Origin of the sequence: uncultured Nostoc sp., from assembly GCF_964245445.1 — a bacterium.
In the GTDB taxonomy this organism is placed as follows: domain Bacteria; phylum Cyanobacteriota; class Cyanobacteriia; order Cyanobacteriales; family Nostocaceae; genus Nostoc.
Genome location: NZ_CAXTNE010000109.1, coordinates 1 through 23,939 on the forward strand (window position 1 = coordinate 1; position 23,939 = coordinate 23,939).

A 23,939-nucleotide genomic window follows, 5' to 3' on the forward strand; every position below is an offset into this window, starting at 1 on the left:
TCGACTGACAATGCCAATGCATCGACTGACAATGCCAATGCATCGACTGACAATGTCAACGCATCGACTGAGAATGCCAATGCGTTCCCTTGCATTAAAAACGCTACTATTTTACGCAAAGCTGTACTTAGTTCGTTGGAAAGATAAGCCTGTTGCTTTGTCTATCGTCCAAGGTTGGTTAATAGGTTTAGCTCACTTCACAGTTGGCTACATCCTTACCTATGCAGCATTCCTTATAGCTTCAACCGCTAGTAAATTTGGTTAAAAATTTTGATAGATATCCTCTGACTGAGCCATCTTCCCCTCTATACCGTCGGTTAGAGGGGGATTTTTGTATATTGAAATCACTCGATACTGCTTGTTAGCAGGTTGCTACACTTTTTTGAAAAAATCTAAATATATAAGGTGCGTTAGCCGTAACGCACCTTATATATTTCAAAAATCAAATATGAGTCTTATAGTTACTTCAGGTATTAGTATTTGATTTTTCACCTGGCCGTTCGGTAGCAGGAGGGAACTTAACACTTTCTTCAACTCTATGGATCTCTGTGTTGGTTTGTTCTTCAGACAATAGATCATCGGGGTTTAATGATTCATCAGCAGCATCATCAATTACTCCATTGGCATTAACATTGGGTTTATTGGAAGTGCCTTTATGGCTAGCATGTCCACCAGGCATAACTATTACCTCTCATCTTTATAACTAAACACCCCCAGCCTAAACTTTTTTTGTTTAGTGAAATACACTATCAGAAGGCTTATAGCAGAACTATCAAAATCCAGCCTGGAGTTATATAGATTTCTTCTAAGGGCACAGCATTGCTTTGCTCCTACCAACGTATTTGTATGATTATTAGTGAAATGGTATTACAGAAAAGTTAAAAACCGTCCCCGATTAGAAGGAACGGTTAAGACCGTTTATTGATGACCTAATTTAAGAGATAGACAAACATCAATAAATGGGTAGGTTTGTCAAGAAATTAAGTTACAGCTTCAAACCCTGTTACGCCGAAATCGGTTCTTCAATATTTACGACAACAGCTTGTAACTCTTTGGCTTTCTCCTCCGGTAAAGCATCATTGGCAAACATCCCTGCTGCAAGTTCGGTTCCCGCCAGATACTTTAGCCTTTCACTTGTCCGATATGGTGGAAAAAACTCGGCGTGTAAATGCGCTTCGGGATGCGCTAAACCGTCAGTTGGCGCTTGGAACCAAGCCATCAAGTAAGGAAACGGACGATTCCACAAGCCGTCATACTTGAGAGTGACAGTTTTTAACGCCTTAGCAAGTCCCCAACGTTGCTCTGGAGTAAGATCCATAAAAGTGCCAACTGGTTCTTTAGGAGCAATCCAAACTTCATAGGGGTAACGAGCGCATACCGGGACAAATGCGATCGCATACTCATCTTGATAAATAATCCGTTGATTGTCTGCAATTTCCTTCTGAATCAAGTCTTGCAGTAAACCCCGCCGATGTTCTTCATAATACTCCTGCTGCATTGACAGCATTCGCGCCGGAACAGGTGGTGTAAAAGGATAGGCGTAAATTTGCCCGTGAGGATGGTGCAATGTTACACCCACCTCTACACCCTTGTTTTCAAAAGGCAGCACATACTGAATTTGGGGATTTGCTCCCAATACGCGGGTGCGATCGCCCCACACTTCTAAGAGCAAATCAAGGTGTTCCAATTCCAGAGAACTAAGGGAAGCTTGGGCATTTTGAGCAAAAACCACCACTTCACACGCCCCATTAGCTGGCAATGTTTCCACAATACACTCTGGTGGGTCATGTGCCGCTTGAGCCATTGAGGGAAAGCGATTATCAAACACCGCCACATCATACTTACCTGGGGGTAGTTCTGTAGGAAACTCCGGCTTCGTAGTGGGTGCAAGAGGGTTATATTCTGGGGGCGGCATGAAAGTCCGCCCTTGACGGTGAGAAGCGTAAGCAACCCATTCGCCGCGTAAAGGATGCCAGCGCAGGTGGGGATTTGCCTGCACTGGTTCATTACTAGGGCTAGTGGCGATGATATTATCGGCAATCGGGTATCGACTGTATAAGGTCAGTGGGCGACTATCCGGCTTTAACAGCTTGTGGGAGTACATAATCCTTGTCCTGAAAGGGTCGCAGCGCGGATCGCCTCAATGGGAAATTTAGGCGTGCGATCGGCGTATAATAAACCGTTAGCTTCTTGGAAAGTATCTGTAAATTGGGTGTAGCAAAATCCGCTAAACAACTCGATATCATTAATCGTTTCGAGCAGAGAAGCGTATTTAATTTCTAGCTCGGAAATATTAGAGCAACGCTCATATCCCCAAGCTTTATCTGCATCGGGGTTATCAACAGGAGCATAGGCAATACCACCAAACTCAGTCAGCATCACTGGCTGTCCCTGATGCGGAAAGTTATCCAGTGTCAGGATGCGCCCTCCAGGACGCTTCCGGTCAAACAAATCTGATAGCTTGACTTCTGGCCCATAGCGATGACCTAATCGTTGTGGGTGGGTGTCGTAGTCATGAATAGCCAGAATATCCGTATCTGTACTTTCCCAGCCATCGTTGGCAATCACTGGGCGGCTCGGATCGAGAGTTTTAGTTAAGTGAAACATTGCCAAGACGTAGTTTCGGTGAGCCGCAGTCTCAACCAGATTCGGAACTCCCCAGGATTCATTAAACGTTACCCAAGCTACGATACAGGGGTGGCTGATATCCCGCCTAATCACCTCAGCCCACTCTCGCGTCGTGCGTTCCACTGCTTTAGGTGTGAAACGATATGCACTGGGCATCTCCTCCCATACTAACAACCCCAGCACATCTGCCCAATATAAAAATCGCGGGTCTTCAATTTTCTGGTGCTTACGGACTCCGTTAAAACCCATTGCTTTGGTGAGTTCGACATCGCGCCGCAATGCCCCATCGTCCGGTGCTGTCATTAGCGAATCGGGCCAGTAGCCTTGATCCAGAACTAAGCGCAAATAATAAGGACGACCATTGAGCATAAAGCGATCGCGCTGTATCCCCACAGTCCGCATTGCTGTATAGGATTTGGCTTCATCCAAGAGTTCATTTTTATGCCAAAGTTCAATGTGGGCATCCATTAGGGTGGGCTTTTCTGGACTCCACAGCAATTCGTTGCGGTAGTCGTCGATACCTGGATCGGAAAGGGAGATGCGGCGGCCAATTTCTCCGTTAAACACTTCGTATGTATCGTTTGCCAGCACGGTATTGCCAATGCTCAGTTTTACCTTGATTTGGATACCAGCAGGGGCATCACCTGCGATCGCAGCATAACAACCAACTTCCCACCGCTCGAAATCGGGACTCCACCGGATGTGATCGATGTAAGTTCTACCCACACGCTCAATCCAGACTGTTTGCCAAATACCACTGGTGCGAGGATACCAAATACTGTGCGGTTCCAATTGCCAATCCTGCTTTCCTCTAGGTTTGGCAAGGTCACAAGGATCATCCTGGGCCCAGACTGTTACTTTAGTTATGCCAGTGTCATTCAAAACTGCGGTAATATCCAGCGTGAAAGGAGTATGTCCCCCTTCATGCTCTGCTATGTATTGACCATTGACCCATACACGGGCGCGATAATCCACAGCCCCAAAGTGCAGTAATAATCTGCCGTCACCTTCAGGCGTTTCAAATTCTCGCTCATACCAGCAATTTGGATGAAAACCTGTATCACCAATACTACTTTTGGTAGATTCGGGAGCGAAGGGAACTTGTATATGATGAGTCCACCCCTGGATATCGCCTGGTTGAACACATCGCCCTTCATCGTCAAATGCGAACTTCCACAGACCGTTTAAACTTAGCCAGTGCGATCGCTGTAACTGTGGACGTGGATACCCCGCTTCTGGAAAGCTAGAAACCCTTTGATTATCTGTATTGGAGGGTAATTCAACCTTGCGCTTTTGTATATCCAACAACTTCATTAAAACCTCTTAATGTAACTACAATAGAACAAATTTTTTTGTGCCTTCCGTTTAGACTAAACTAGGCTGTTTTAAGACATTCCAGGAGTTTTTTTCTCCTTTGCCCGTAATCTATATAACTTTATACCTGTATTGCATAACCCTATTCATCGCTTAATAGTAAACATAAAATACATCAAGCGCCCTAGTATTGGGCCCATAAAATTAGGTATAGACTATTGACTCGTGACATTATGGCACACATATTGTGAATAGTTGCCAGTCGGCAGGAAAAAATTAGGTAAGCTGTTCCATATTTAAATTGCATCTACTGGGCGGACAAAACGCCCACCCCACAACAGTTATGTTGAATTTGGTTTTGCAAGTTAAATCTATTGCCCCATAACGCTGGAATTTTTTTAACTAATTCTGGGGGTTTAAGTCAAGATCAACTTACAAGTGGCGAGGTGTGTCATGCATAATCCATATCGAAGGAAACTTCCGCTCCGGTTTGGCGCTAAATCTCCGTTACAAAATTTAATTAAGTATTACAAATTCTTTTAATTCCTGGATTACGGAGTTGTAGCTAATTTTCAGCAGTCGTTGTATGAATCTGCGGCGAAAATTCCCATCTTGGCGGCAAAGGCAGCAATTTTTGCCTTCAGTAGTTTTATCACCTCTTACTACACTTATAATATCACAATTTGGGCAGTGAACTGGCTTAAGAACCGTTGCTGTATTTCTGATTCAGCACCTTACCTCACAACCGGAAAACCCTAGAAACTAATCAACATAAAGCCTTGTCTACAAAGAGATTTGGATAACCTAAGTCTACAAAAACTGATAAGTCAATTCCAGAAATAGTGCGCTATTATCGACGAACAATTGCAAAAACTGCTATTGAGAGTCAGATTTAAATTCGACTTTAACATGATGAATTGGCGAGGATAAGAAAATGGTTCAAAGTATAGGTAGAGTAAATAAATATACAAATACTGACCTAAACCGATTTGCCGAAGACCTAAATCGAGACGGAATTTGTGTGATTCGCGGTCTTTTTGATAAAGAATTGATTAGCGAATGGGCAAAAGCTTTTGATAATTTATTCCGAGAACGCCAAAATCAACCAGGTGGGCTAGCTCCTCGTGAAATTGCTCGTTACTACCTAACATTGCCTTGGGTTTCCCCCTTTGCCAATGTGGAAGTTTTCGCTAATCCAGTGATTATGGGTGTGCTGGAGCGAGTGTTTTTTCAAGAATATGTGATGGTTCAGTTGGGAGTTGATCTCCCAGTACAAGGTTCGGATTATCAGGAAATCCACCGGGACTATCGCCCTTTGTTCTCCGACCAAATAGTAACGCCACTTTACGCCCTTGCGGTTAACTTCCCACTTGTGGAAGTAACGGCAGAAAACGGGCCGTTCCAGATGGCGCGTGGTACGCATATCTTGCCGCGTGAAGAGGGACTAAGAAAAATTGCCACTGGTGAAATTCCGATGGAATCTTTTTATATGGAACTAGGGGATGCGATGATTCGGACACCTTTGGCCTTGCATCGGGGTTCACCAAATCGGACTAACCAGCCAAGACCGATGGTAGTTATGGGCTATGCTATGCATTGGTTGCACACGCCGAAGGTGGATTTGACTCTCCAACGAGACTATTATGAAAGCCTACCAGAGAATTTAAGGCAGATGATTCGGTGTCAGGTGGTGGAACAGTTGCCAAAAGAGAAGGTTGAAACTTACGTGAATTTCAAGTACTAATAAACTATTCCACATTTACAGCTATTTTAAGGTAAATATACCACGCTCTAGGGGCACAGCATTCCTGTGCCCTTACGCCAGATATGATTTTTCAAATCATTCATATTTTGTTTTTCTTGTCAATGCGTAAGTTCCTAGAGTAGCCCTTTCAAGGTGGGTAAAAATTTTGGTCAATAAATTCCTTTTTCCTCTTTAACCTCTTTACTCTGTGTTCTCAGCGCCTCTGCGGTTAAATAAATCATTTTTAAACCGCAGAGGCGCTGAGAGCGCTGAGAAAAAACAATCTTATTTTACGAGTCATCTTGAAAGGGGTAGTCTTAAAGTTTTCGTATTTTTGTAGAGGAGTTTGGAATCATTCATACTCCAATTCAGCAATGCTCGACAATTCAAGGGTGCGAACCAGCATAAAGATAGTTGTTTTTACGATCGCACTTCCTTAAGAATTGAGTTAACACGCTATAGCGAGCGCCGAGATGTTAACTTATACCAATCCAGTCTACAAAGGCTATTTTGCCGATCCTTTTGTTTGGGAATTTGAGGGTGTATACTATGCGATCGGCACTGGTGCAGCCGAAGCAGAAGGAATGGTAGACGAAATAGCGGATTCTACTAACAAACTGCGTGTATTTCCTCTATTACGCTCTCTGGATTTCATCAATTGGGATTTTGTTGGTAACGCCCTGTTGCGGCCAGACCCTTCCCTTGGCGATAATTTTTGGGCCCCGGAAATTGCTTATTGCAACGGCAAGTTCTACCTCTACTACTCTGTAGGACACGAGGACAAAAATCATCAGTTGCGTGTTGCCACGAGCGATACTCCCTTGGGCCCCTATAAAGATATTGGTGAGCCACTTGTAGACCCGGAGTCTTGCTCCTTCGCCATCGACCCCCACCCATTCCGTGATGATGATGGACAGTGGTACTTGTTTTATGCTCGTGATTTTTTAGACACGGAGGGTAGCGTGCGTGCTGGTACTGCCCTCTTTGTAGACCAACTTCAAGATATGACGAAACTTTGCGGTGTTGGGAAAGTCGTCTTACGGGCGCGTTCCGATTGGCAACGATTTTTAGCTAACCGATTGATGTATGGTGAACATTTTGATTGGCATACCTTAGAAGGCCCCTGTGTCCGTAAACATGGAGGTCGATATTATTGCTTTTATAGCGGTGGGCGCTGGGAAACTGAGAACTACGGTGTAGATTATGGAGTTGCGGATAATGTGATGGGGCCTTACTCTGATTTCGGTAACGAAACGGGGCCACGGGTGTTGCGTTCGCTTCCTGATCGTGTCAAAGGGCCTGGACACAATTCAATCGTTGTGGGCCCCGATGGTCAGACTGAGTACATTGTCTACCATGCCTGGGCGGCGAACATGGATGCGCGGCGAATCTGCTTGGATAAACTCATTTGGACGCCAGATGGGCCATATTGCGAAGGCCCTACCTGGACACCACAGGCGATCGCCTGCAAATCAAATTGATTTCCAAGGATTAATACCAATTCACGAAAACCTTGACACATATAAATTTATCGTAGGGGCATGACATTGCCATGCCCTTACTAGTGTATTTGTATCATTATTAAAGTGAAATGGTATAAGGTATCGCCAATGGGGGAAGATTTTACCTATCGGTTTTTGTAGGTGTAGTATTACCTTGAGGTATCCTAGTGCCTCCTCCTGTAGGTGAAGGATTGTTCTCAGGTAGGCTATCGCCTCCTGATGTAGGGGAAGTATTGCCTTGAGGGGCTGATGCACCAGAATTATTAGGCAGATTATTATATCTCCGCGCAACCTGGCCAAATTGATATTTTGTGATGGCGCTAGCAGTGTTAAAGTGCTTTCTGATGGTTGGCAATCCTCGATTCGCCACTGCTACAAGGTCAGGGTTTTGTCCAAGCGCGGCTTCGCGTTGGAAAAGGGCTGCGTTCTCCAGATGAGCATTTACACCACCCTCATCCATATACGCTTGCCCAAAGCGATCGCCCTCTAACTGAGACAGTCGCGCTAGTGATGCTTGAAATTTTGGCGCAGGAGTGGTGGGAGGAGTTACACCCAATCGTGAACCAATCCGTGTCAAGTCATTTTTCACCTGTGTTTGCTCTTGAATCTCTGCTGTGGCAAATTGTTTAACTTGAGGATTAGTCGAACGCTGCAATGCTAATTGCCCCAGTGCGATGTTACCTAAGCCTGCTTGACCTGCATCTATAAAGAACTGCCGATCAACCTGATTAACTTGGGTATTTTGGGTTGGGGTTGTTCGATTTGTTTGAGCGTTCACAAACTGATTATTTGGAAGTAATGCTGAGTATCCCAATGAGACGAAAAATCCGACTGCAAGGAGAACAATAGTAACTAAGGTTCGTTTAATCATGATCGGTTCCTAATAAAGCTTGGCTAAACCAGCGTGTATTTCCACTAGATCATTTGCTCAAAATTTTTTTGGCGAGATTAGTGATGGTGCAAATAACCTAATACGTCTGGAAAAGTACGCTATCTCCAATAGTCTTCTTTTTGCGATAAATATTCATCTTTCTTGAGGTGTGTTTAGAACCACAAACAAAATGTAATTTTTTCTTAGATGCGTAGGCAGGCAGTAGGGAGTAGCCAATCAGCCTTTTCGAGTTGAGGGCAAGTTTTTTCACGTAATCAAATAAAAGTCTTATAGATATAGATTTTAACGTCTATGTAAATCATTTTTAACAGCTTGTCGCACGCAAATTTAATAAATGAATAAATTTAAGATCAAGAGATTTATCTAAACTTCAGTGATTTATTCCAAAACATTTATATTGTCCTATTAGTTTAAATATAAATCTAGCAGAAGCCTTGGCTAAACTGGTTTAATCTCAGTATTAATAATTTTTGGACTGGGCATCATCAGATATTTCTGAGCAGTAACTATAAAAAACCTGTAGTAGATACTTGAACTTGCTAATTTATATATATATATATATATATAATTATATTAATCTACTTTGTTTTAACAAAGTTTGGGGGTTTAAGTTGCATAGTTTCTATCAAGCAGCACCAATGGAAGGCTAAATCTAAATCCCCGTCACAAAACGGAATTGCGAATTGCGAATTGTTCTAATCTTTACTTACAAAAGTAACGCCAATATAAACCTTTTGGCGTATATCTAATTATATATTTAGCTAAATTTGACATATAGTTAAGTATTGTTAAGGTTGTAATTTTAATACTTAAGTATAATACAAAATTTTTTAATTACTATATTTAGATAGATGAATATGTAATTAAAAAAAGCAAATAATAAGAATAATTCTTACGAAAAAGAGAACTTGTTAGTCCAATATTCTGCAAGTTGAGTTAATAATCTATGTCAAGCAATAAAGTGCAAGTACAAAACAACGGTGTGAGTCATATTGTGTCGCCAACGGTAAATGAAGCTAAATCGCAATCGCTAGGGACATCATCAATAAATTTATCTTCACTCAACAAAAGCTCTCGGTCAACAAAAGCTTTTACCGATACACCTGATATAGTTTGCTTATCTCATCTGCGTTGGAATTTTGTATATCAAAGACCACAACATCTTTTAAGTCGCTGCGCTCAAAAAAAGAGAGTTTTCTTTATCGAAGAGCCAATTTTTAGCCGGGAACCATTGGGGCGATTGGACGTTAGTGAAGACAAAAGTGGAGTGATAGTTGTTGTTCCATATTTACCAGAAGGTCTAGGTGAAGAAGCAGTAAACGCAGATATCAAAGTACTGCTCGATGGGTTATTTGCAGAACATAATATCTCTAAGTACATTTGTTGGTACTATACGCCAATGGCGATCGCATGGGCAAGCCATTTAGAACCTGAAGCTGTTATCTACGATTGCATGGATGAATTGTCTGCTTTTAAAGGAGCATCCCCTACTTTAAAAAACTACGAAGCAGAACTATTTCGTCGGGCAAATCTAGTATTTACAGGTGGGCAAAGCCTTTACGAAAGTAAAGTAAACCAGCATCCAAACGTTTATGCATTTCCCAGTAGTGTAGATGTAGCCCACTTTGGACAAGGAAGAACCTTTAAAGAAGAACCAGCAGACCAAGCAAATATTCCTCATCCGCGCCTTGGCTTCTTTGGTGTAATTGATGAGCGAATGGATATTGAATTACTAGCTGGAATTGCCGAAGCTCGTCCTGATTGGCATCTAGTGATAATTGGGCCAGTTGTGAAAATTGACCCAGCAACTCTGCCACAGCATGAAAATATTCATTATCTCGGTGGTAAAGACTATAAAGACTTGCCTGCATATCTGGCGGGTTGGGATTTGGCAATGTTGCCGTTTGCGCGAAACGAGTCAACACGTTTTATTAGCCCAACTAAAACACCAGAGTATTTAGCCGCAGGTAAACCTGTAGTCTCTACCTCGATTCGAGATGTGGTGCGTCCTTATGGAGACTTGAAGCTAGTACGAATTGCAGACACGACTGAAGAGTTTGTCGCCGCAGCAGAACAAGCATTGCAAGAAGATACCCCAGCATCAGGATGGTTGAGTCGGGTAGATGCTTTATTAGAGCAGATTTCTTGGGATCGGACTTGGGGATCGATGATGCAGTTGATAGATTCTGCGATCGCAACCACACAAAATACCACAGCTAATGGTAAAAATGGGAAATCTCCTATCTCAACAGATATCCCAGAAGCACCAAGCATCATTACTAGAGACTTTATATTTGATTATTTAGTTGTTGGTGCAGGCTTCTCTGGTAGCGTTCTCGCTGATCGCTTGGCGAGACATTCCGGTAAAAAAGTATTGGTTGTAGACAAGCGCAATCACATCGGTGGCAATGCTTACGACCATTACGACGACCACGGGATTCTCGTACATAAATACGGCCCCCATATCTTTCATACCAGTTCCCGCGAAGTATTTGAATACCTCTCACAGTTCACTGCCTGGCGTTCTTACGAGCATCACGTTCTAGCCAGTGTAGATGGACAACTTGTTCCCATCCCCATTAACCTTGACACCATTAATAAACTCTATGGAATGAACCTCAATTCATTCCAGGCAGAAGAGTTTTTTCAGTCAGTTGCAGAACCGAGAGAACACATCCGTACCTCTGAAGATGTAGTAATTAGTAAAGTTGGTCAAGTCCTTTACGAAAAGTTCTTCAAAAACTACACTCGCAAGCAATGGGGACTCGATCCTTCAGAACTTGACAAAACAGTAATTGCCCGAATTCCCACCCGTACCAACCGCGACAGCCGATATTTCACAGATAGTTACCAAGCAATGCCACTGCACGGCTTTACCCGGATGTTTGAGAATATGTTAAATCATCCGAACATTAAGGTAATGCTCAACACCGATTACCGCGAAATCGAGAAGGCTATACCTTGCCGTGAAATGGTTTACACTGGGCCAGTTGATGAGTTTTTTGATTGTCGCTACGGTAAACTACCCTATCGCTCACTAGATTTCAAACACGAAACGCATCACACCCCTGTGTTTCAGTCAGCGCCAGTAATTAACTATCCCAACGAACAACTGTATACTCGTATAACCGAATTTAAGTATCTAACCGGGCAGGAACACTCTAAAACTAGTATTGTTTACGAGTTTCCCAAGGCAGAAGGCGACCCCTATTATCCAGTGCCACGTCCTGAAAATCAAGAAATTTACAAACAATACAAAGCCCTGGCTGAGGCAACATCAGGTGTGCATTTTGTGGGACGGCTAGCTACATACAAGTATCTCAACATGGATCATTGTGTGGCGCAGGCTTTAGCAACATACAAAGAAATAGCGGTTAAGGCTTGAGTTTGTTGATGTTAATCGTGGGCAGGCACTGCCCAGACTGCAATTTTTTAAAGTAGAGACGCGATGGATTGCGTCTCTACACAAGTCAGATTAGCAATTTTATATGACTGGCAGATGATTTAGTGGTTACTAAGTACAGCATTTCATTAATTCGTAGCGAATTAAATTTGACAATACCCTGCAATGCCAATGCATCGGCTGACAATGCTAATGCATCGGCTGACAATGCCAATGCATCGGCTGACAATACTAATGCATCGGCTGACAATACTAATGCATCGGCTGACAATGCCAATGCATCAGCTGACAATGCCAATGCATCAGCTGACAATGCCAATGCGTCCCCTTGCATTAAAAACGCTACGATTTTATGCAAAGCTGTACTAAGAAACTTTTGGATCTGAGTATTCCACTAATTGATTTTGAATTCTGTATTTTTCTTCATGCTTTTGTGGTCAACAATCCGCAAAAAATAGTAGATATTATATCTACGCTATCAAAACGCGCAAATATTAAAGTAGGACTTACGCAAAACTACACGTTGTAGGGATAATTCATGGATTGCCCCTACCTGAAAAAAGGATTTTAGCTATTGTTTGCGTAAGTTTTGATAAAGGTAATAAAAGCTTTGGTTGTGTAAATTATGACTTTTGTCTTTAACTCAAGTAAAGACGTAATAAATAACGTCTTGAGAGAGAATAATTCACAACTCCCCTTGGAAGTGTGGGCTGGTGTAGAGTGTACAGTTAATCGCGTGGGTGATGAGTATTTAGACCAGTTGGAACGCAACGGTCATGCAACGCGCTTAGATGATTTAAATTTGTTTGCAGAATTAGGGATAAAAGCTATCCGCTACCCTATATTGTGGGAGAAGATAGCACCTAATGGGCTAGAAAATGCCGATTGGTCTTGGGCTGATGAAAGACTGGGGCGCTTGCAAGAACTTGGTATCTGTCCGATTGTGGGATTAGTGCATCATGGTAGTGGCCCACGAGATACAAGTTTGGTAGACCCAGAATTTCCAGAGAAACTAGCTGTATTCGCCCGTGCGGTTGCCGAACGTTATCCTTGGGTCACATATTACACACCTGTAAACGAGCCACTGACAACAGCGCGATTCAGTGGAATGTATGGTCACTGGTATCCTCACGGGCGGGATGAGTTAACTTTCGCCCGTGCTTTGTTGGGAGAGTGTCGCGCAGTAGCCTTGGCAATGAAGGCAATCCGGGGAGTCAACCCTAGCGCTCAACTAGTGCAAACAGAGGATTTAGGTAAGATTTACAGTACACCGAAACTAGAATATCAAGCAGAATTTGAGAATGATCGCCGTTGGTTGAGCCTTGATTTATTATGCGGTCGAATCAACCCAACTCATCCAATGTGGGGTTACTTAAAGAAGTGTGGTATAAGTGAGGCTGAACTTGAGACATTTTTGCAAAATACCTGCCCCCCTGACATCATTGGGATTAACCATTATTTAACCAGCGAACGCTTTTTGGATGAGCATACAGAAAATTATCCAGCTTGGACGTACGGCGGTAATGGGCATGACAAGTATGCAGATGTAGAGGCGGTGCGAGTTTGTGCTGAGGGTTTGGCAGGCCCACGTATATTGTTACTAGAAGCATGGGAACGCTATCACCTGCCCCTTGCTGTTACCGAAGCTCATATTAGCTGCACCCGTGAGGAGCAGCTACGTTGGCTTTATGAGGTGTGGAATGCGGCGAAGGAATTACAAGCTGAGGGTGTGGATATCCGCGCTGTTACTGTTTGGGCGCTCCTTGGCAGCTACGATTGGAATAGTTTAGTTACAAAAGCTAACGGCTACTACGAGCCAGGGGTATTTGATTTGCGTTCGCGTAGCGTCTCCTCTGGAGAATCGCCACATCCTCGACCGACAGCGATCGCAAAAATGGTGCAGGATCTAGCAAATGGGCATCAACTAAATCATCCGCTACTTGAAACCCCTGGCTGGTGGCATCGACAAGAGCGCCTGTTATACCCTGCACTAAGTTGCAATGCGATCATAGGAGAAGCAAGGAAAAAAACTTCCCTAATGCCCCTTGCCTCCCCTCGTCCCCTGGCGATCGTCGGTGCCAGAGGAACTCTCGGAAAGGCTTTTGCTCGGTTGTGCGAAGTGCGCGGAATTTCATATCAGCTGCTGACGCGCCAAGAAATGGATATTACCAATCCTGCCTCTGTGGATGCAGCGCTTACCCAGTTGAAGCCGTGGGCAGTTGTGAACGCTGCCGGATACGTGCGGGTGGACGATGCCGAAAATGAACCCCATGTTTGCTTACAGGTGAACGCCGAAGGCCCAGCGATTCTAGCTGCTGCTTGCGCTCAACATAACGTACCGCTATTAACTTTTTCCTCAGATTTGGTATTTGACGGTGCTGTGTCCAATCCTTATGTCGAAACTGATACCGTTGCTCCCCTGAATGTATATGGGTGCAGCAAAGTTTTGGCAGAAAAACTGGTATTGCAGGCTTATCCTGCATCGTTGGTGATTCGCACAAGTGCATTTTTTGGCCCGTGGGATGAGTATAACTTTGTCACGATCGCTCTGCGTCAGCTTAGTGCTGGTAATAATTTCATTGCCGCAGAGGATGGAATTGTTTCACCTACTTATGTACCAGATTTAGTTCATGTCAGCCTAGATTTATTAATTGACGGCGAGTCTGGGCTGTGGCATTTGGCGAATAAGAGTGCGATCGCCTGGGCTGATTTCGCGCGGTTAGCGGCTAAACAAGCTGGAGTTAGTGTCAGCAATCTGATTTCTGTGCCCACAGAACAGCTTGGTTTAACTGCTCCCCGCCCAACTTACAGCGTTCTTGGTAGCAGCCGAGGTGAATTTATGCCATCGCTTGAGAGTGCAATTTCTCGCTACTTGGAAGAAAGAATCTAATACCGCAAGGCGGAAGTCAAAAGGAGCCAGTGCGTTGAGGAGCCAGCGCGGTCTTCTCCCAAGGGGAGACGCCAAGGGCGATGGGGGTTTCCCCCATGAGCGACTGGCGTCCGGCTCTGCCGACTTGTTCGCTCTTAGCGTTCCCGCAGGGTAGCAACTGGCTCTCAAAAGTCAAAACGAGTACAGCGTAAGCGTTTTGTTCGTTTGGAATGGGTTGTTTATTTCCGTCGCGCTGTACTAGTAACTAAATCCATACACCCCCAATCCCCAATTATGTCAACCATTTTAGTAACCGGAGGAGCCGGATATATTGGCTCCCATGCTGTATTAGCTCTAAAAAATGCAGGTTATGAAGTAATTGTTCTGGATAATCTATCCAATGGACATCGTGAACTTGTAGAAGAAGTTTTGCAGGTCAAGTTGATTGTTGGCGATATGAGCGATCGCGCCCTGCTTGATAACATATTTTCAACTCATAATATAGAGGCAGTAATGCATTTTGCTGCTTATATTGCCGTGGGTGAATCTGTCACCGACCCAGCTAAATATTACCAAAATAATGTTGCAGGCACTCTGACACTTTTAGAGGCAATGCTTGCTGCGTCAGTTAAGAAATTTATCTTTTCTTCTACCTGCGCCCTTTATGGTGTACCAAAGTTTGTTCCCCTTACCGAAGAACATCCGCAAGATCCCATTAGTCCCTATGCTACTAGCAAGTGGATGGTAGAAAGAATTTTATCTGATTTTGATACAGCTTACAATTTAAAGTCTGTACGTTTCCGTTACTTTAACGCTGCTGGTGCTGATCCCAATGGATTGCTGGGTGAAGACCATGAACCTGAAACTCACCTTATACCATTAGTACTATTAGCTGCCTTGGGTAAACGCGAATCTATCTTTATTTTCGGCACTGATTACCCTACCCCAGACGGTACTTGTATCCGGGATTATATTCACGTAACTGATTTAGCGCAAGCTCATATTTTGGGTTTAGAATATCTGCTCAAAGGTGGAGAAAGCGAAGTATTTAATCTTGGAAATGGCAGTGGTTTTTCCGTCAGAGAAGTGATAGAAACTGCTCAGGAAGTAACAGGCAAAGAAATCAAAATAGAGGAACGCGATCGCAGACCAGGCGACCCTCCTATTTTAGTTGGTAGCAGCGACAAAGCAACTAAAGTTTTGGGTTGGCATCCCCAATATCCCAACGTGAAGGAAATCCTCACCCATGCTTGGCAATGGCATCAGCGACGACATAGATAAAGACAAAAGATTTTGCTATTATCCTCACGATATATGCCCAACAAAGAATAAAGATAATTTAACTCATCCCACAGCTTGAAACCGTGGGATTTTGAGTCATTAGTCATGGGCACTAATTTTCTACCATCCTAAATAAATTTGTGCAATTCTTAAATTCCCTAGAAAGGCAGTTCAGTAACTAATAAAAAATTGACAAGTTTATCAAAGGATTATTCATTGCAACTGCACTTTAAATCCTCTAACGTATAATTCCGTAAGGTCAATGAACATTAATTTTTTAATTTCAAAATCTTTAGATTGTCTCCTCTAGAGAACAATTTACACAATTGACCCAAATTGAAAGACTTTTGCAAAAGTAGCATATTTCCGAAAATTGAATATTCGACTTGTTGTCAAAATCAATAGTTTTTGAGGTTAAAAGTTTAAAATGATACTTCGCTCACCCCAGGTGTGGCTAGTTCCATTGGTTCTCACTTTCACTAGCATTTGCTCAGATGCAATGAGAGTTACAGCACAAACCATATATCCATTTACTGGCAACTATCGCACAACAGTTAATATTGAGCCGATCTCAGGCAACGTTTCCAAGGTATTTGAGGTAGGTTTAAGTGATGATGCGCCGTATGATTTAGGACTATACGAAGGTCTAACATACTCCGTGCTTGATGCCAATGGAAATCTGACTTTTAATAATAATCCAGAGGTATTCGGCGTCCAAGGTTTCCCGCAGGGCTACATTGTATTTGGTAGTGGTACTAACAAATTATTTGGAACAAGTGATGCTAGTGCTTCAGTGAATTTTGAAAATCTGACAGCGAAAGGTTCTGGCGTCGTAAATATCACCGATGGTGAAGGCATATTCAAAAACGCTACAAGCACACTATTATTTTCTGAAGAAGACATAGTTAATCTAAAATCAACTATTACCTTGAAGGGTCAGGCTTTAGTAAGCGGTTCTATCGAAGTTCCTCAAAAAGTTCCAGAATCAAAAACTATAACGCCACTGATTAGCATAGGTTTGATTGGAGCTAGTTTTATCGTGCGTCGGCGCTACCGTCGATTAGCTGGATGAAGCATGGCCTAATAAATGCAATATAGCGGTTCTCACTTAAATGAGGCACGAATGAACATACAGCATTCAAAATTCAGGAGTAAAACACGCTTTATACCTGGGTAACAGACTTAGCTTTTGTACCTTACCAACTTGAAATATGCTGTAAATTAATTTGTACCTTAGGCGATTGAGAAACGCTATATCTAAAATACCATTGATAGAACGCACCATGTTATTGCAACTATTGGTTAATAAAAATACTTAATAAACCTCTCTTCTATTTGGATTGTCCAATGCCTTTATCTTTAATTTCTAAATCTGTTCTTAGTTTTACATTTCTCACTGTTTGTCTTACCGTTTTTTCTGAAATAAAACCAGCAAAAGCTGTGTCATTTAGTGTGGTTGCTGACAGTCTTGATAATGTCCGTGGTCTTAATTTTGCTCCTGACGGTAGTCTCTATATTACAGAGTCAGGTGTGGGGGGAGATGGGCGATGTATTCCCGGTCCTAGTTTGGAAGGTCTGCTTTCATGTGCTGGTACAAGTGGTGCTGTGACTAAAGTTAAGGATGGGAAACAAGAACGTGTAATTACAGGATTACCTTCAATAGCATTAAGACCTACTGGTACTACAGGTGAAGGGCCTCAAGATATCCAATTTGATCGCTTGGGAAATTCCTATCTTCTAATTGGGTATGCTGGTAATCCAACTATTTCCGATTTTCCAAAAAATTCTCCTAGCTGGGGACAGCTTTATAAAGTAGACCTGAAAACAGGTTCGTTGAAAAGTATTGCTAATTTGGCAAAATATGAATTCGCCAATAATGCAGATGGGGTTGATGTGCTTGATGTTAGCGGTGAAATAGCTAGCAACCCCTATGCTTTTACAATTAAGGATGATACTGCTTATATTGTTGATGCGGCTGCAAACAACGTTTTGACTGTGGGACTTGATGGAAGTGATTTAAAGTCACTAACTGTGCTTCCTACACAAAAGATAACTAATCCCATTTTCCCCGCTCCTGAGCCAGGGCAAGTACTACCTCCTGATGCGCCGCCATCTGGACAAACACCGCAGGAGATTGAAATTCAATCAGTACCTACAGGTGTTACATTTGGCCCCGATGGTGCAATATATGTGAGTGAATACACTGGTTTCCCTTTTCCAGAAGGTAAAGCGAGGATTTTTCGGATTGGAGTTGATGGTAAAACTACAGTTTACGCTGATGGTTTTACTCAACTGAGTGACTTGGCTTTTGATGCTGAAAGTAATTTATATGCTTTACAATATGGCAATGAACCACAGTGGAAAGGTATTTCAGATGGTTCTTTAGTGCAAATAGCCCCTGATGGAACTCGGACAACGCTGCTGAGTGGTAATGGGTTAGAGTCTGCTACTGCCTTGACTGTTGGCCCTGATGGTGCTATTTATGTTTCAAATAAAGGCGATCGCCCAGGACTTGGACAAGTTTTGAGGATTGAGACTACAAAAAAAGTTCCTGAACCAACTTCTATATTGGGCGTATTAGTAGCGTTTGGTGCATTAGGTGTTTGTTCATTCACCAAGCGCAGCCCTTCAGAAAACTCAAAATCGCAAGTTATGATCCGAATTATGGCGAGACGATTGGCATAAAATTTTGCCGTTTATAACTTTTCAAACATCCTCTAAGGCTTAAGACTTCATTCTTTAGGTACTCGTAAGTTAATGGTAAAACTTGTTTAAATTAAAGAATAGCTCAAAATAGGCAACAGTTAGTATTTAGTTAATGAGCGTAATCGAGTTCCAAAATTTACCTAATGCACAGCAGTGCCAAAAAAGTACACTGCCCCATTTAGGGCTAGTTTGTATCACCTCTGACAAACAAGTGCGCTTTCGGACAATGACGCGCACCCGATACTTAAAACTTTCACTTAGCGATCGCCAAAGCGCCCTAAGTGAACTGTATCGGCATAACTTACAGCGCTTGCATGACGCCCTTTGCTTTTGTGAGCAGAATCAAATTCAGCTTTACCGGATGTCTTCTGCTCTATTTCCTCTAAGTGACTTAGAAGACGAAATCGGCGCAAATATATTAGAAACAATGAGCGCTGATTTAGCAACAATCGGTCAACGAGCAAATGCATTAAGCATAAGAATGGTGTTGCATCCAGATCAATATGTAGTCCTGAGTTCTGATTCTCCCGAAGTGGTACAAGCAAGTATCAATAACCTAGCAGGACATGCACGTATATTTGACTTACTAGGCTTACCGCGATCGCCTTGGTCATTGATGAATATTCATGGTGGCAAATCTCAAAGGGCTGAACAATTAGTAAAAGTAATTTCCGAATTACCAGAAAATATCAAAAGCCGCTTGACTTTAGAAAACGATGAATACGCCTATAGCGCCGACGAAATTTTAGCAGTATGTCAGCAAGCTGGCGTACCGATGGTATTTGATGCCCATCACCATATTTGCCACGAAAATTTAGATAGCTACGATCATCCGAGTGTAGCATCAATGTTTTACGCAGCACGAGAAACTTGGACAAATCCAGATTGGCAATTAGTCCATATTTCCAATGGTGAGCAAGCTTTCAATGACAGAAAACACAGCAACTTGATTACCGATATGCCCAACGTCTACCACCAAGCACCGTGGATCGAAGTCGAAGCTAAACAAAAAGAAGAAGCGATCGCACTTTTGCGTTCTTCCTGGCTAATGAAAAATAATTGTACGTAAATTAACACAATACCTAGCTAGTTTTGAAGGTTTGTAGTAAGGACTTTAGTGCTTAGAAGATAAGGACTAAAGTCCTTACTACGAACTTAATTACTCATCAATTTCTCTTCTTCCTTCGTGTACCTCGCGCCTTCGTGGTTCGTTCCTTTACCCTTCAAACTTCGCTTGACAGACTACTAGCTACCCTTTTATTCAATAGCTTCTCTCTGAGACTTCAATTGAGATGCAATCAAAGGAACTTTGGGCGCGAGAAAAAATCCAATTAAACTGGCAAAAAGGATTGGCGTAAGAGGACTCAAATTAGTCAGTTTTGACAGTAGCAAAGTCGTACTTATAGGTGTGCGCGTTACGGCTGCATTGATAGCCGCCATTGTACAAATCATCGCAAGGGCCGGATTAATTCCCGGAATTAAGACTGCTACAGCTTTACCAATACAAACACCAGTGAAAAACAAAGGGATGATGAATCCACCGCGCCACCCACCTGTTACTGTAATGCTAATGGCAGCCATTTTACCAAAAGCAAGAGTTAAGAGAAAAACAGCAGGAAAGTTAGTAGTAAGGACTGATTCTAACTCTTCATGTCCAAAATAACGGGTTAGGGGTAATAAAACTGCTAAAGTGCCAAGCCCGAACCCTGCTAGTGTTGTGCGTACATAAATGGGGCCGGGAATTCGAGCAAACAAGTAATCGCAGCCCCGAAAAATGCCCATAAAAATCCATCCTGCCACCGCCCCGATGATGCCGAACATAATAGCGATCGCAAAATCATCAATCTTGTCTAGGTGGTACTGGGGAAAATGCCAAGTGGGCGCAATTCCTAAATGTGTGATTGCTGCAAATACCAAATAACTAGCACAACTCGAAACAATGGCTGGCATCAAGGCTTCGTAATATTCCACAATATATTGATGGTGTAAAATCTCTAGGGCGAACATTGCACCGCCAAGAGGTGCGCCAAACAAAGCAGTGAAGCCAGCCGCCATCCCCGCTAAACTCATGGTTCTAAGGTCTTCACCCTGGAGTTTTAGGCGATCGGCAACCCAAGTACCAAAAGAACCTGTTACCTGCACCAGTGGTGCTTCAGGGCCAGCACTACCGCCTGTCGATATGCTGATTAAAGAAGCAAGAATCATTGAGGGATTCTTACGAGCATCTAGGTGTCCGCCACGAAAATGGATATTATCAACAATCACAGCGATTTCACCGGGATTTCCCAAAAAATGAATCACCAGCCCGATAACTAAACCGGCTAGTGGCATCACTATCAGGAGGCTAAAGCCTTCAACTTTTTGCAACTGGTGAGTTAAAAGTTCTAAAACATTCCAGTACAACGCAGCAAATAGACCACCAGCAATGCCTACAACTACCCAGCAGATCACCCACTGCGAAATCATCAAGGGATTACGTTTTACCAGTCCAAAAAGTTGAGCAAATGTCCAGCGTTGAGTTTGATTGGTAGCGGGAGGCTTTTTTGGTAACACTGCTTATTTCCTATTTATGAAACAGAGAATACAGAATATTTACGTTTTTTATAGTAGAGGCTATTTAATCATCTTTGGTCTACAAGGGGTCATGTCTCCGACGGGCTACGACGCTCGAACGCAAGAGCGTGCCTTCGGCAAGACTCGCTCTAAGCGAAGCCATGCCGTTGGCGTTCGCGTAGCGTGTCGCAGACAAGCCTCTCGAAGAGAAGGCTTTACGCTTCTCTACGAGACGCTACGCATAGCAAGATCCCCGTAGGGGTACGCTATCGGCGTCGCTTTTTTTACTTATTGCTGTGTGAAATTAAGTCTCCAGATAGTGTGAAGCTGACCACAAAAGAATTTAAGCTTGGCGTATAAGTTTGGGGAAATAGTGATGAATAAAGAAACAGTTCCTAGTCAAGCTGAAAAGTCTACTCCAGAAGGCGATCCATCGCAACTAGATCCAGAGGTACTGGACAAAATCAAACATCCTGCGAGAATAGACGATGTTATTCGGGAGCAATCACCAGAAGAACGTAAAAGTAACCCAGCTTTAGTACCAGAAATGATCGATGATCCAACTGATGATTGATTGGGTTTGCGTCATAGTAATCGAAATGCTCTGATTCCCGACTTCTCTAAGAAGTCGGGAATCTTGTTAGTAATGTGTATCACTTACCTCCAGTAATGAATCATTTGAAATTTTTGCAGCAGAAGCTGATTTTATTTTTTATCAGTCCCTAAGTAAATATCAGTCTTTAGCAATAGAAGGTATAAGTTAAAAGAAAAGAGACTATTAGCTGTCTTGTGATCAAAAAAAGATTGTTTAATTTTTTGGGAGTGGTAATCGCGATCGCGATCGCGATTATTGCTTGTCAAAGCCTACAATTACCAAGGAAACCGTTAGCATCTACCCCAGTTACCATTAAACTCAGTGGTTGGGGAGGCTCTCCTGTTGAACAAAAACTCTTGAGGCAAGTACTGCAAGACTTTGAAGCACAACATCCAACTATTAAGGTCAGATATGAAGCAATCCCCGACCAATATATGGATGTGATTAAAACTCGTCTGGTTGGAGAAGCCGCGCCTGATGTCTTTTATCTGGATGCGCTGGAAGCTCCTTTTTTAATGAGTCAAAATGTCCTGGAACCCTTAGATGCTTACATTACCCCCAAATTTGACCTACCAGACTTCGAGGATGCCCTACTCAACAGCTTCAAATATCAGAACCAGATTTATGGACTTCCCAAAGACTATTCCACCCTTGCTCTGTTTTATAACAAAAAAGCCTTCGCTGCCGCAGGCTTGAGTAGTCCGCCAGCTACTTGGGATGAATTACGTAACTACTCGAAACAATTGACAGGCAAACTTAACAAATACGGCTTTGGAGAAAACCCAGAATTAGCGCGTCAGGCTTATAAAATTAAAGCTTTTGGTGGACAAATCGTCGATCAAAATGGTTATGCTACCTTTGCCAGTGCAGCAGGTTTACAGGGTTTGGAGTTAGTAGTAGACCAGTATCAAAAAGACCGTTCCTCTGCCCAAAAATCTGATGTGGGGACAAACTCAGGTAGTGAAATGTTTGGTCAAAGTAAAGTGGCAATGGTGATTGAGGGGAATTGGGCAATTCCCTATTTAACTGAAACCTTTCCCCAAGTAGAGTTTGCTACTGCACCAGTGCCTACTATTAATGATAAAAAAGGCACGATGGTTTTTACTGTTGCTTACGTGATGAATAATCTTGCACAGCATAAAACCGAAGCCTGGGAGTTGATTGACTATCTCACGGGTAAAGAAGGGATGCAAAAGTGGACAGGAACAGGGTTTGCTTTGCCAGCACGTAAATCAGTAGCAAAGAATTTGGGCTACGATCAAGACCCTATGCGATCGCCATTAGTAGCAGGTGTTGATTATGCTACACCGTGGCAGGTAGGTGAGTATTCATCTGCGATCGTCAATAACTTTGATAACCAGTTTGTCAGCGCCTTATTGGGGCAACAACCATTAAAGCAGGCGATGGTACAAGCACAAAAAGAAGCTAATCAGCAGGTTAAAGCAATGGAGTAATTACGTATACTTATTTAAAAAGTAAAAATATTAACTCCATGATGACAATTTCTGCCGTTGAAGACTTTATCTCGTTTCATGGTCATCAGGTATGGTATCGGATTATTAAACCAGACCAAGAAGATTCTAAAAAGCTACCACTGCTGTGTCTTCACGGGGGCCCAGGAGTACCCCACGACTACTTAGAACCTTTGGAAGCGATGGCTACGCCCGCCGCAGGCATCGCAGCAACCGGAAGGCGAGTTATTTTTTACGATCAATTAGGGTGTGGTAATAGCGATCGCCCTACAGATCCAAAATTGTATTCCATTGATTTATTCAAAGAAGAACTCTTCGCCATCCGCCGCGCCTTAGATTTGGACCAAATTCATCTTTTTGGGCAATCATGGGGCGGTTGTTTAGCACTCGAACATGCCCTTTCTCAACCCGCTGGATTAGTTAGTCTGGTTCTCGCTAGCACGCCTTCTAGCATTCAACAATTTATAACTGAAGCTTATAGCCTAATGAATGAGCTACCAATCGAAGTACAACAGATCATTCGTAAGCATGAAGCTGATGGTAGCATTCAAGACCCCGAATACAAACAGGCAATGGAGCTGTTCAATCATTCTTTTCTTTGCCGAATAGACCCTTGGCCTAGCTGCTTGACTAGTGCTTACAGCAAAGTCGGTACAGAGTTTCGAGGTGCTGGCAAAATTATCGACTGGAATATTGAAGATCGTCTAAGTGAAATTATTGTGCCTACACTGCTGCTCTCAGGTCGCTACGATGAGGTTACGCCCACTTGTGTTGAAACAGTTCACCAAGGTATTTCCGGCTCTGAGTGGGTACTGTTTGAAAATAGTTCACATATGCCTCATCTGGAAGAGACGGAACGATTCTTGCAAGTCTTAAGCGAATTTTTGAATCGTGTTGAAACAGCGCTGTAAAGGTCAGATTATAGGTGGGAGCAACGCGATTTGGTGAGGTAGGATCAAAAACCAGCGATCGCTAAAAAT

General features: G+C 42.9%; 18 protein-coding genes. 12 read left to right on the forward strand and 6 right to left on the reverse strand.

Going from position 1 to position 23,939, the window contains the following annotated elements; all coding sequences use genetic code 11:
• Nucleotides 1–265, forward strand: a 265-nt coding sequence (locus ACFE90_RS18780) for a hypothetical protein (protein WP_375503116.1), incomplete at its 5' end; no start/stop codon positions are given.
• Nucleotides 266–466: 201 nt separating this feature from the next.
• On the opposite strand, the gene ACFE90_RS18785 is transcribed toward ACFE90_RS18780, so the two are convergent.
• The 3 genes from ACFE90_RS18785 to ACFE90_RS18795 all read right to left on the reverse strand — a co-directional run bounded on the left by ACFE90_RS18785 (nucleotide 467) and on the right by ACFE90_RS18795 (nucleotide 3,942).
• A complete protein-coding gene (locus ACFE90_RS18785) occupies nucleotides 467–679 on the reverse strand; it encodes a hypothetical protein (RefSeq protein ID WP_375503118.1) in 213 nt (70 codons plus the stop codon).
• A 324-nt stretch (nucleotides 680–1,003) separates the two neighbouring features.
• Nucleotides 1,004–2,104, reverse strand: coding sequence for a galactose-1-phosphate uridylyltransferase (galT, locus tag ACFE90_RS18790; protein ID WP_375503120.1), 1,101 nt, complete (start codon nucleotides 2,102–2,104; stop codon nucleotides 1,004–1,006).
• Nucleotides 2,083–3,942, reverse strand: a complete 1,860-nt coding sequence (locus ACFE90_RS18795; RefSeq protein ID WP_375503122.1) for a glycoside hydrolase family 2 protein — start codon at nucleotides 3,940–3,942, stop codon at nucleotides 2,083–2,085. Before ACFE90_RS18795 ends, galT begins: the two co-directional genes overlap by 22 nt.
• A 934-nt stretch (nucleotides 3,943–4,876) precedes the next feature.
• Between ACFE90_RS18795 and ACFE90_RS18800 the strand changes: the two genes are divergently transcribed.
• Entirely contained in the window at nucleotides 4,877–5,686 is an 810-nt protein-coding gene (locus ACFE90_RS18800) for a phytanoyl-CoA dioxygenase family protein (RefSeq protein ID WP_375503124.1), read from the forward strand.
• 473 nt (nucleotides 5,687–6,159) lie between these two features.
• Nucleotides 6,160–7,167 (forward strand): glycoside hydrolase family 43 protein, encoded by a 1,008-nt coding sequence (locus ACFE90_RS18805; protein ID WP_375503126.1) that lies wholly within the window; start codon nucleotides 6,160–6,162, stop codon nucleotides 7,165–7,167.
• A 142-nt stretch (nucleotides 7,168–7,309) separates the two neighbouring features.
• Here the strand turns inward: ACFE90_RS18805 and ACFE90_RS18810 are convergent, their stop codons facing one another.
• Complete coding sequence (locus tag ACFE90_RS18810) at nucleotides 7,310–8,059, reverse strand: DUF4142 domain-containing protein (protein WP_375503128.1); 750 nt, start codon at nucleotides 8,057–8,059, stop codon at nucleotides 7,310–7,312.
• Nucleotides 8,060–9,026: 967 nt separating this feature from the next.
• Here ACFE90_RS18810 and glf point away from each other — a divergent pair.
• Nucleotides 9,027–11,465 carry a UDP-galactopyranose mutase gene (glf, locus tag ACFE90_RS18815; protein WP_375503130.1) on the forward strand — a complete coding sequence of 813 codons (2,439 nt, stop codon included), beginning with the start codon at nucleotides 9,027–9,029 and terminating at the stop codon, nucleotides 11,463–11,465.
• Nucleotides 11,466–11,550: 85 nt separating this feature from the next.
• Here glf and ACFE90_RS18820 read toward each other — a convergent pair whose 3' ends face one another.
• Entirely contained in the window at nucleotides 11,551–11,817 is a 267-nt protein-coding gene (locus tag ACFE90_RS18820; protein ID WP_375503132.1) for a hypothetical protein, read from the reverse strand.
• Nucleotides 11,818–12,108: 291 nt separating this feature from the next.
• On the opposite strand from ACFE90_RS18820, the gene ACFE90_RS18825 reads away from it, so the two are divergent.
• From ACFE90_RS18825 to uvsE, 5 genes are all read left to right on the forward strand, one after another.
• Nucleotides 12,109–14,373, forward strand: a complete 2,265-nt coding sequence (locus ACFE90_RS18825) for a family 1 glycosylhydrolase (RefSeq protein ID WP_375503134.1) — start codon at nucleotides 12,109–12,111, stop codon at nucleotides 14,371–14,373.
• Nucleotides 14,374–14,646: 273 nt separating this feature from the next.
• Nucleotides 14,647–15,633 carry a UDP-glucose 4-epimerase GalE gene (gene galE / locus ACFE90_RS18830; RefSeq protein ID WP_375503136.1) on the forward strand — a complete coding sequence of 329 codons (987 nt, stop codon included), beginning with the start codon at nucleotides 14,647–14,649 and terminating at the stop codon, nucleotides 15,631–15,633.
• A gap of 427 nt (nucleotides 15,634–16,060) precedes the next feature.
• Nucleotides 16,061–16,705, forward strand: coding sequence for a hypothetical protein (locus ACFE90_RS18835; RefSeq protein WP_375503138.1), 645 nt, complete (start codon nucleotides 16,061–16,063; stop codon nucleotides 16,703–16,705).
• A gap of 275 nt (nucleotides 16,706–16,980) precedes the next feature.
• Nucleotides 16,981–18,318: a ScyD/ScyE family protein gene (locus tag ACFE90_RS18840; protein WP_375503140.1), complete on the forward strand. Its 1,338-nt coding sequence runs from the start codon at nucleotides 16,981–16,983 to the stop codon at nucleotides 18,316–18,318.
• A 133-nt stretch (nucleotides 18,319–18,451) separates the two neighbouring features.
• Nucleotides 18,452–19,408, forward strand: coding sequence for a UV DNA damage repair endonuclease UvsE (uvsE, locus tag ACFE90_RS18845; protein WP_375503142.1), 957 nt, complete (start codon nucleotides 18,452–18,454; stop codon nucleotides 19,406–19,408).
• A 188-nt stretch (nucleotides 19,409–19,596) separates the two neighbouring features.
• Here uvsE and ACFE90_RS18850 read toward each other — a convergent pair whose 3' ends face one another.
• Entirely contained in the window at nucleotides 19,597–20,892 is a 1,296-nt protein-coding gene (locus tag ACFE90_RS18850; RefSeq protein WP_375503144.1) for a chloride channel protein, read from the reverse strand.
• Nucleotides 20,893–21,268: 376 nt separating this feature from the next.
• Between ACFE90_RS18850 and ACFE90_RS18855 the strand changes: the two genes are divergently transcribed.
• From ACFE90_RS18855 to ACFE90_RS18865, 3 genes are all read left to right on the forward strand, one after another.
• The gene (locus ACFE90_RS18855) at nucleotides 21,269–21,466 is read left to right on the forward strand and encodes a hypothetical protein (RefSeq protein WP_375503146.1); all 198 of its coding nucleotides are present in this window, start codon (nucleotides 21,269–21,271) and stop codon (nucleotides 21,464–21,466) included.
• Nucleotides 21,467–21,684: 218 nt separating this feature from the next.
• Entirely contained in the window at nucleotides 21,685–22,941 is a 1,257-nt protein-coding gene (locus ACFE90_RS18860; RefSeq protein WP_375503150.1) for an ABC transporter substrate-binding protein, read from the forward strand.
• Nucleotides 22,942–22,979: 38 nt separating this feature from the next.
• A complete protein-coding gene (locus ACFE90_RS18865) occupies nucleotides 22,980–23,870 on the forward strand; it encodes a proline iminopeptidase-family hydrolase (protein ID WP_375503148.1) in 891 nt (296 codons plus the stop codon).
• Nucleotides 23,871–23,939 lie beyond the last annotated feature (69 nt).

Excerpts from the sequence above, each read along its gene's own strand:
- ACFE90_RS18785 (WP_375503118.1), bottom strand. The coding sequence starts at position 679 with ATGCCTGGTGGACATGCTAGCCATAAAGGCACTTCCAATAAACCCAAT.
- galT (WP_375503120.1), bottom strand. The coding sequence starts at position 2,104 with ATGTACTCCCACAAGCTGTTAAAGCCGGATAGTCGCCCACTGACCTTA.
- ACFE90_RS18795 (WP_375503122.1), bottom strand. The coding sequence starts at position 3,942 with ATGAAGTTGTTGGATATACAAAAGCGCAAGGTTGAATTACCCTCCAAT.
- ACFE90_RS18800 (WP_375503124.1), top strand. The coding sequence starts at position 4,877 with ATGGTTCAAAGTATAGGTAGAGTAAATAAATATACAAATACTGACCTA.
- ACFE90_RS18805 (WP_375503126.1), top strand. The coding sequence starts at position 6,160 with ATGTTAACTTATACCAATCCAGTCTACAAAGGCTATTTTGCCGATCCT.
- ACFE90_RS18810 (WP_375503128.1), bottom strand. The coding sequence starts at position 8,059 with ATGATTAAACGAACCTTAGTTACTATTGTTCTCCTTGCAGTCGGATTT.
- glf (WP_375503130.1), top strand. The coding sequence starts at position 9,027 with ATGTCAAGCAATAAAGTGCAAGTACAAAACAACGGTGTGAGTCATATT.
- ACFE90_RS18820 (WP_375503132.1), bottom strand. The coding sequence starts at position 11,817 with ATGCAAGGGGACGCATTGGCATTGTCAGCTGATGCATTGGCATTGTCA.
- ACFE90_RS18825 (WP_375503134.1), top strand. The coding sequence starts at position 12,109 with ATGACTTTTGTCTTTAACTCAAGTAAAGACGTAATAAATAACGTCTTG.
- galE (WP_375503136.1), top strand. The coding sequence starts at position 14,647 with ATGTCAACCATTTTAGTAACCGGAGGAGCCGGATATATTGGCTCCCAT.
- ACFE90_RS18835 (WP_375503138.1), top strand. The coding sequence starts at position 16,061 with ATGATACTTCGCTCACCCCAGGTGTGGCTAGTTCCATTGGTTCTCACT.
- ACFE90_RS18840 (WP_375503140.1), top strand. The coding sequence starts at position 16,981 with ATGCCTTTATCTTTAATTTCTAAATCTGTTCTTAGTTTTACATTTCTC.
- uvsE (WP_375503142.1), top strand. The coding sequence starts at position 18,452 with ATGAGCGTAATCGAGTTCCAAAATTTACCTAATGCACAGCAGTGCCAA.
- ACFE90_RS18855 (WP_375503146.1), top strand. The coding sequence starts at position 21,269 with ATGAATAAAGAAACAGTTCCTAGTCAAGCTGAAAAGTCTACTCCAGAA.
- ACFE90_RS18865 (WP_375503148.1), top strand. The coding sequence starts at position 22,980 with ATGATGACAATTTCTGCCGTTGAAGACTTTATCTCGTTTCATGGTCAT.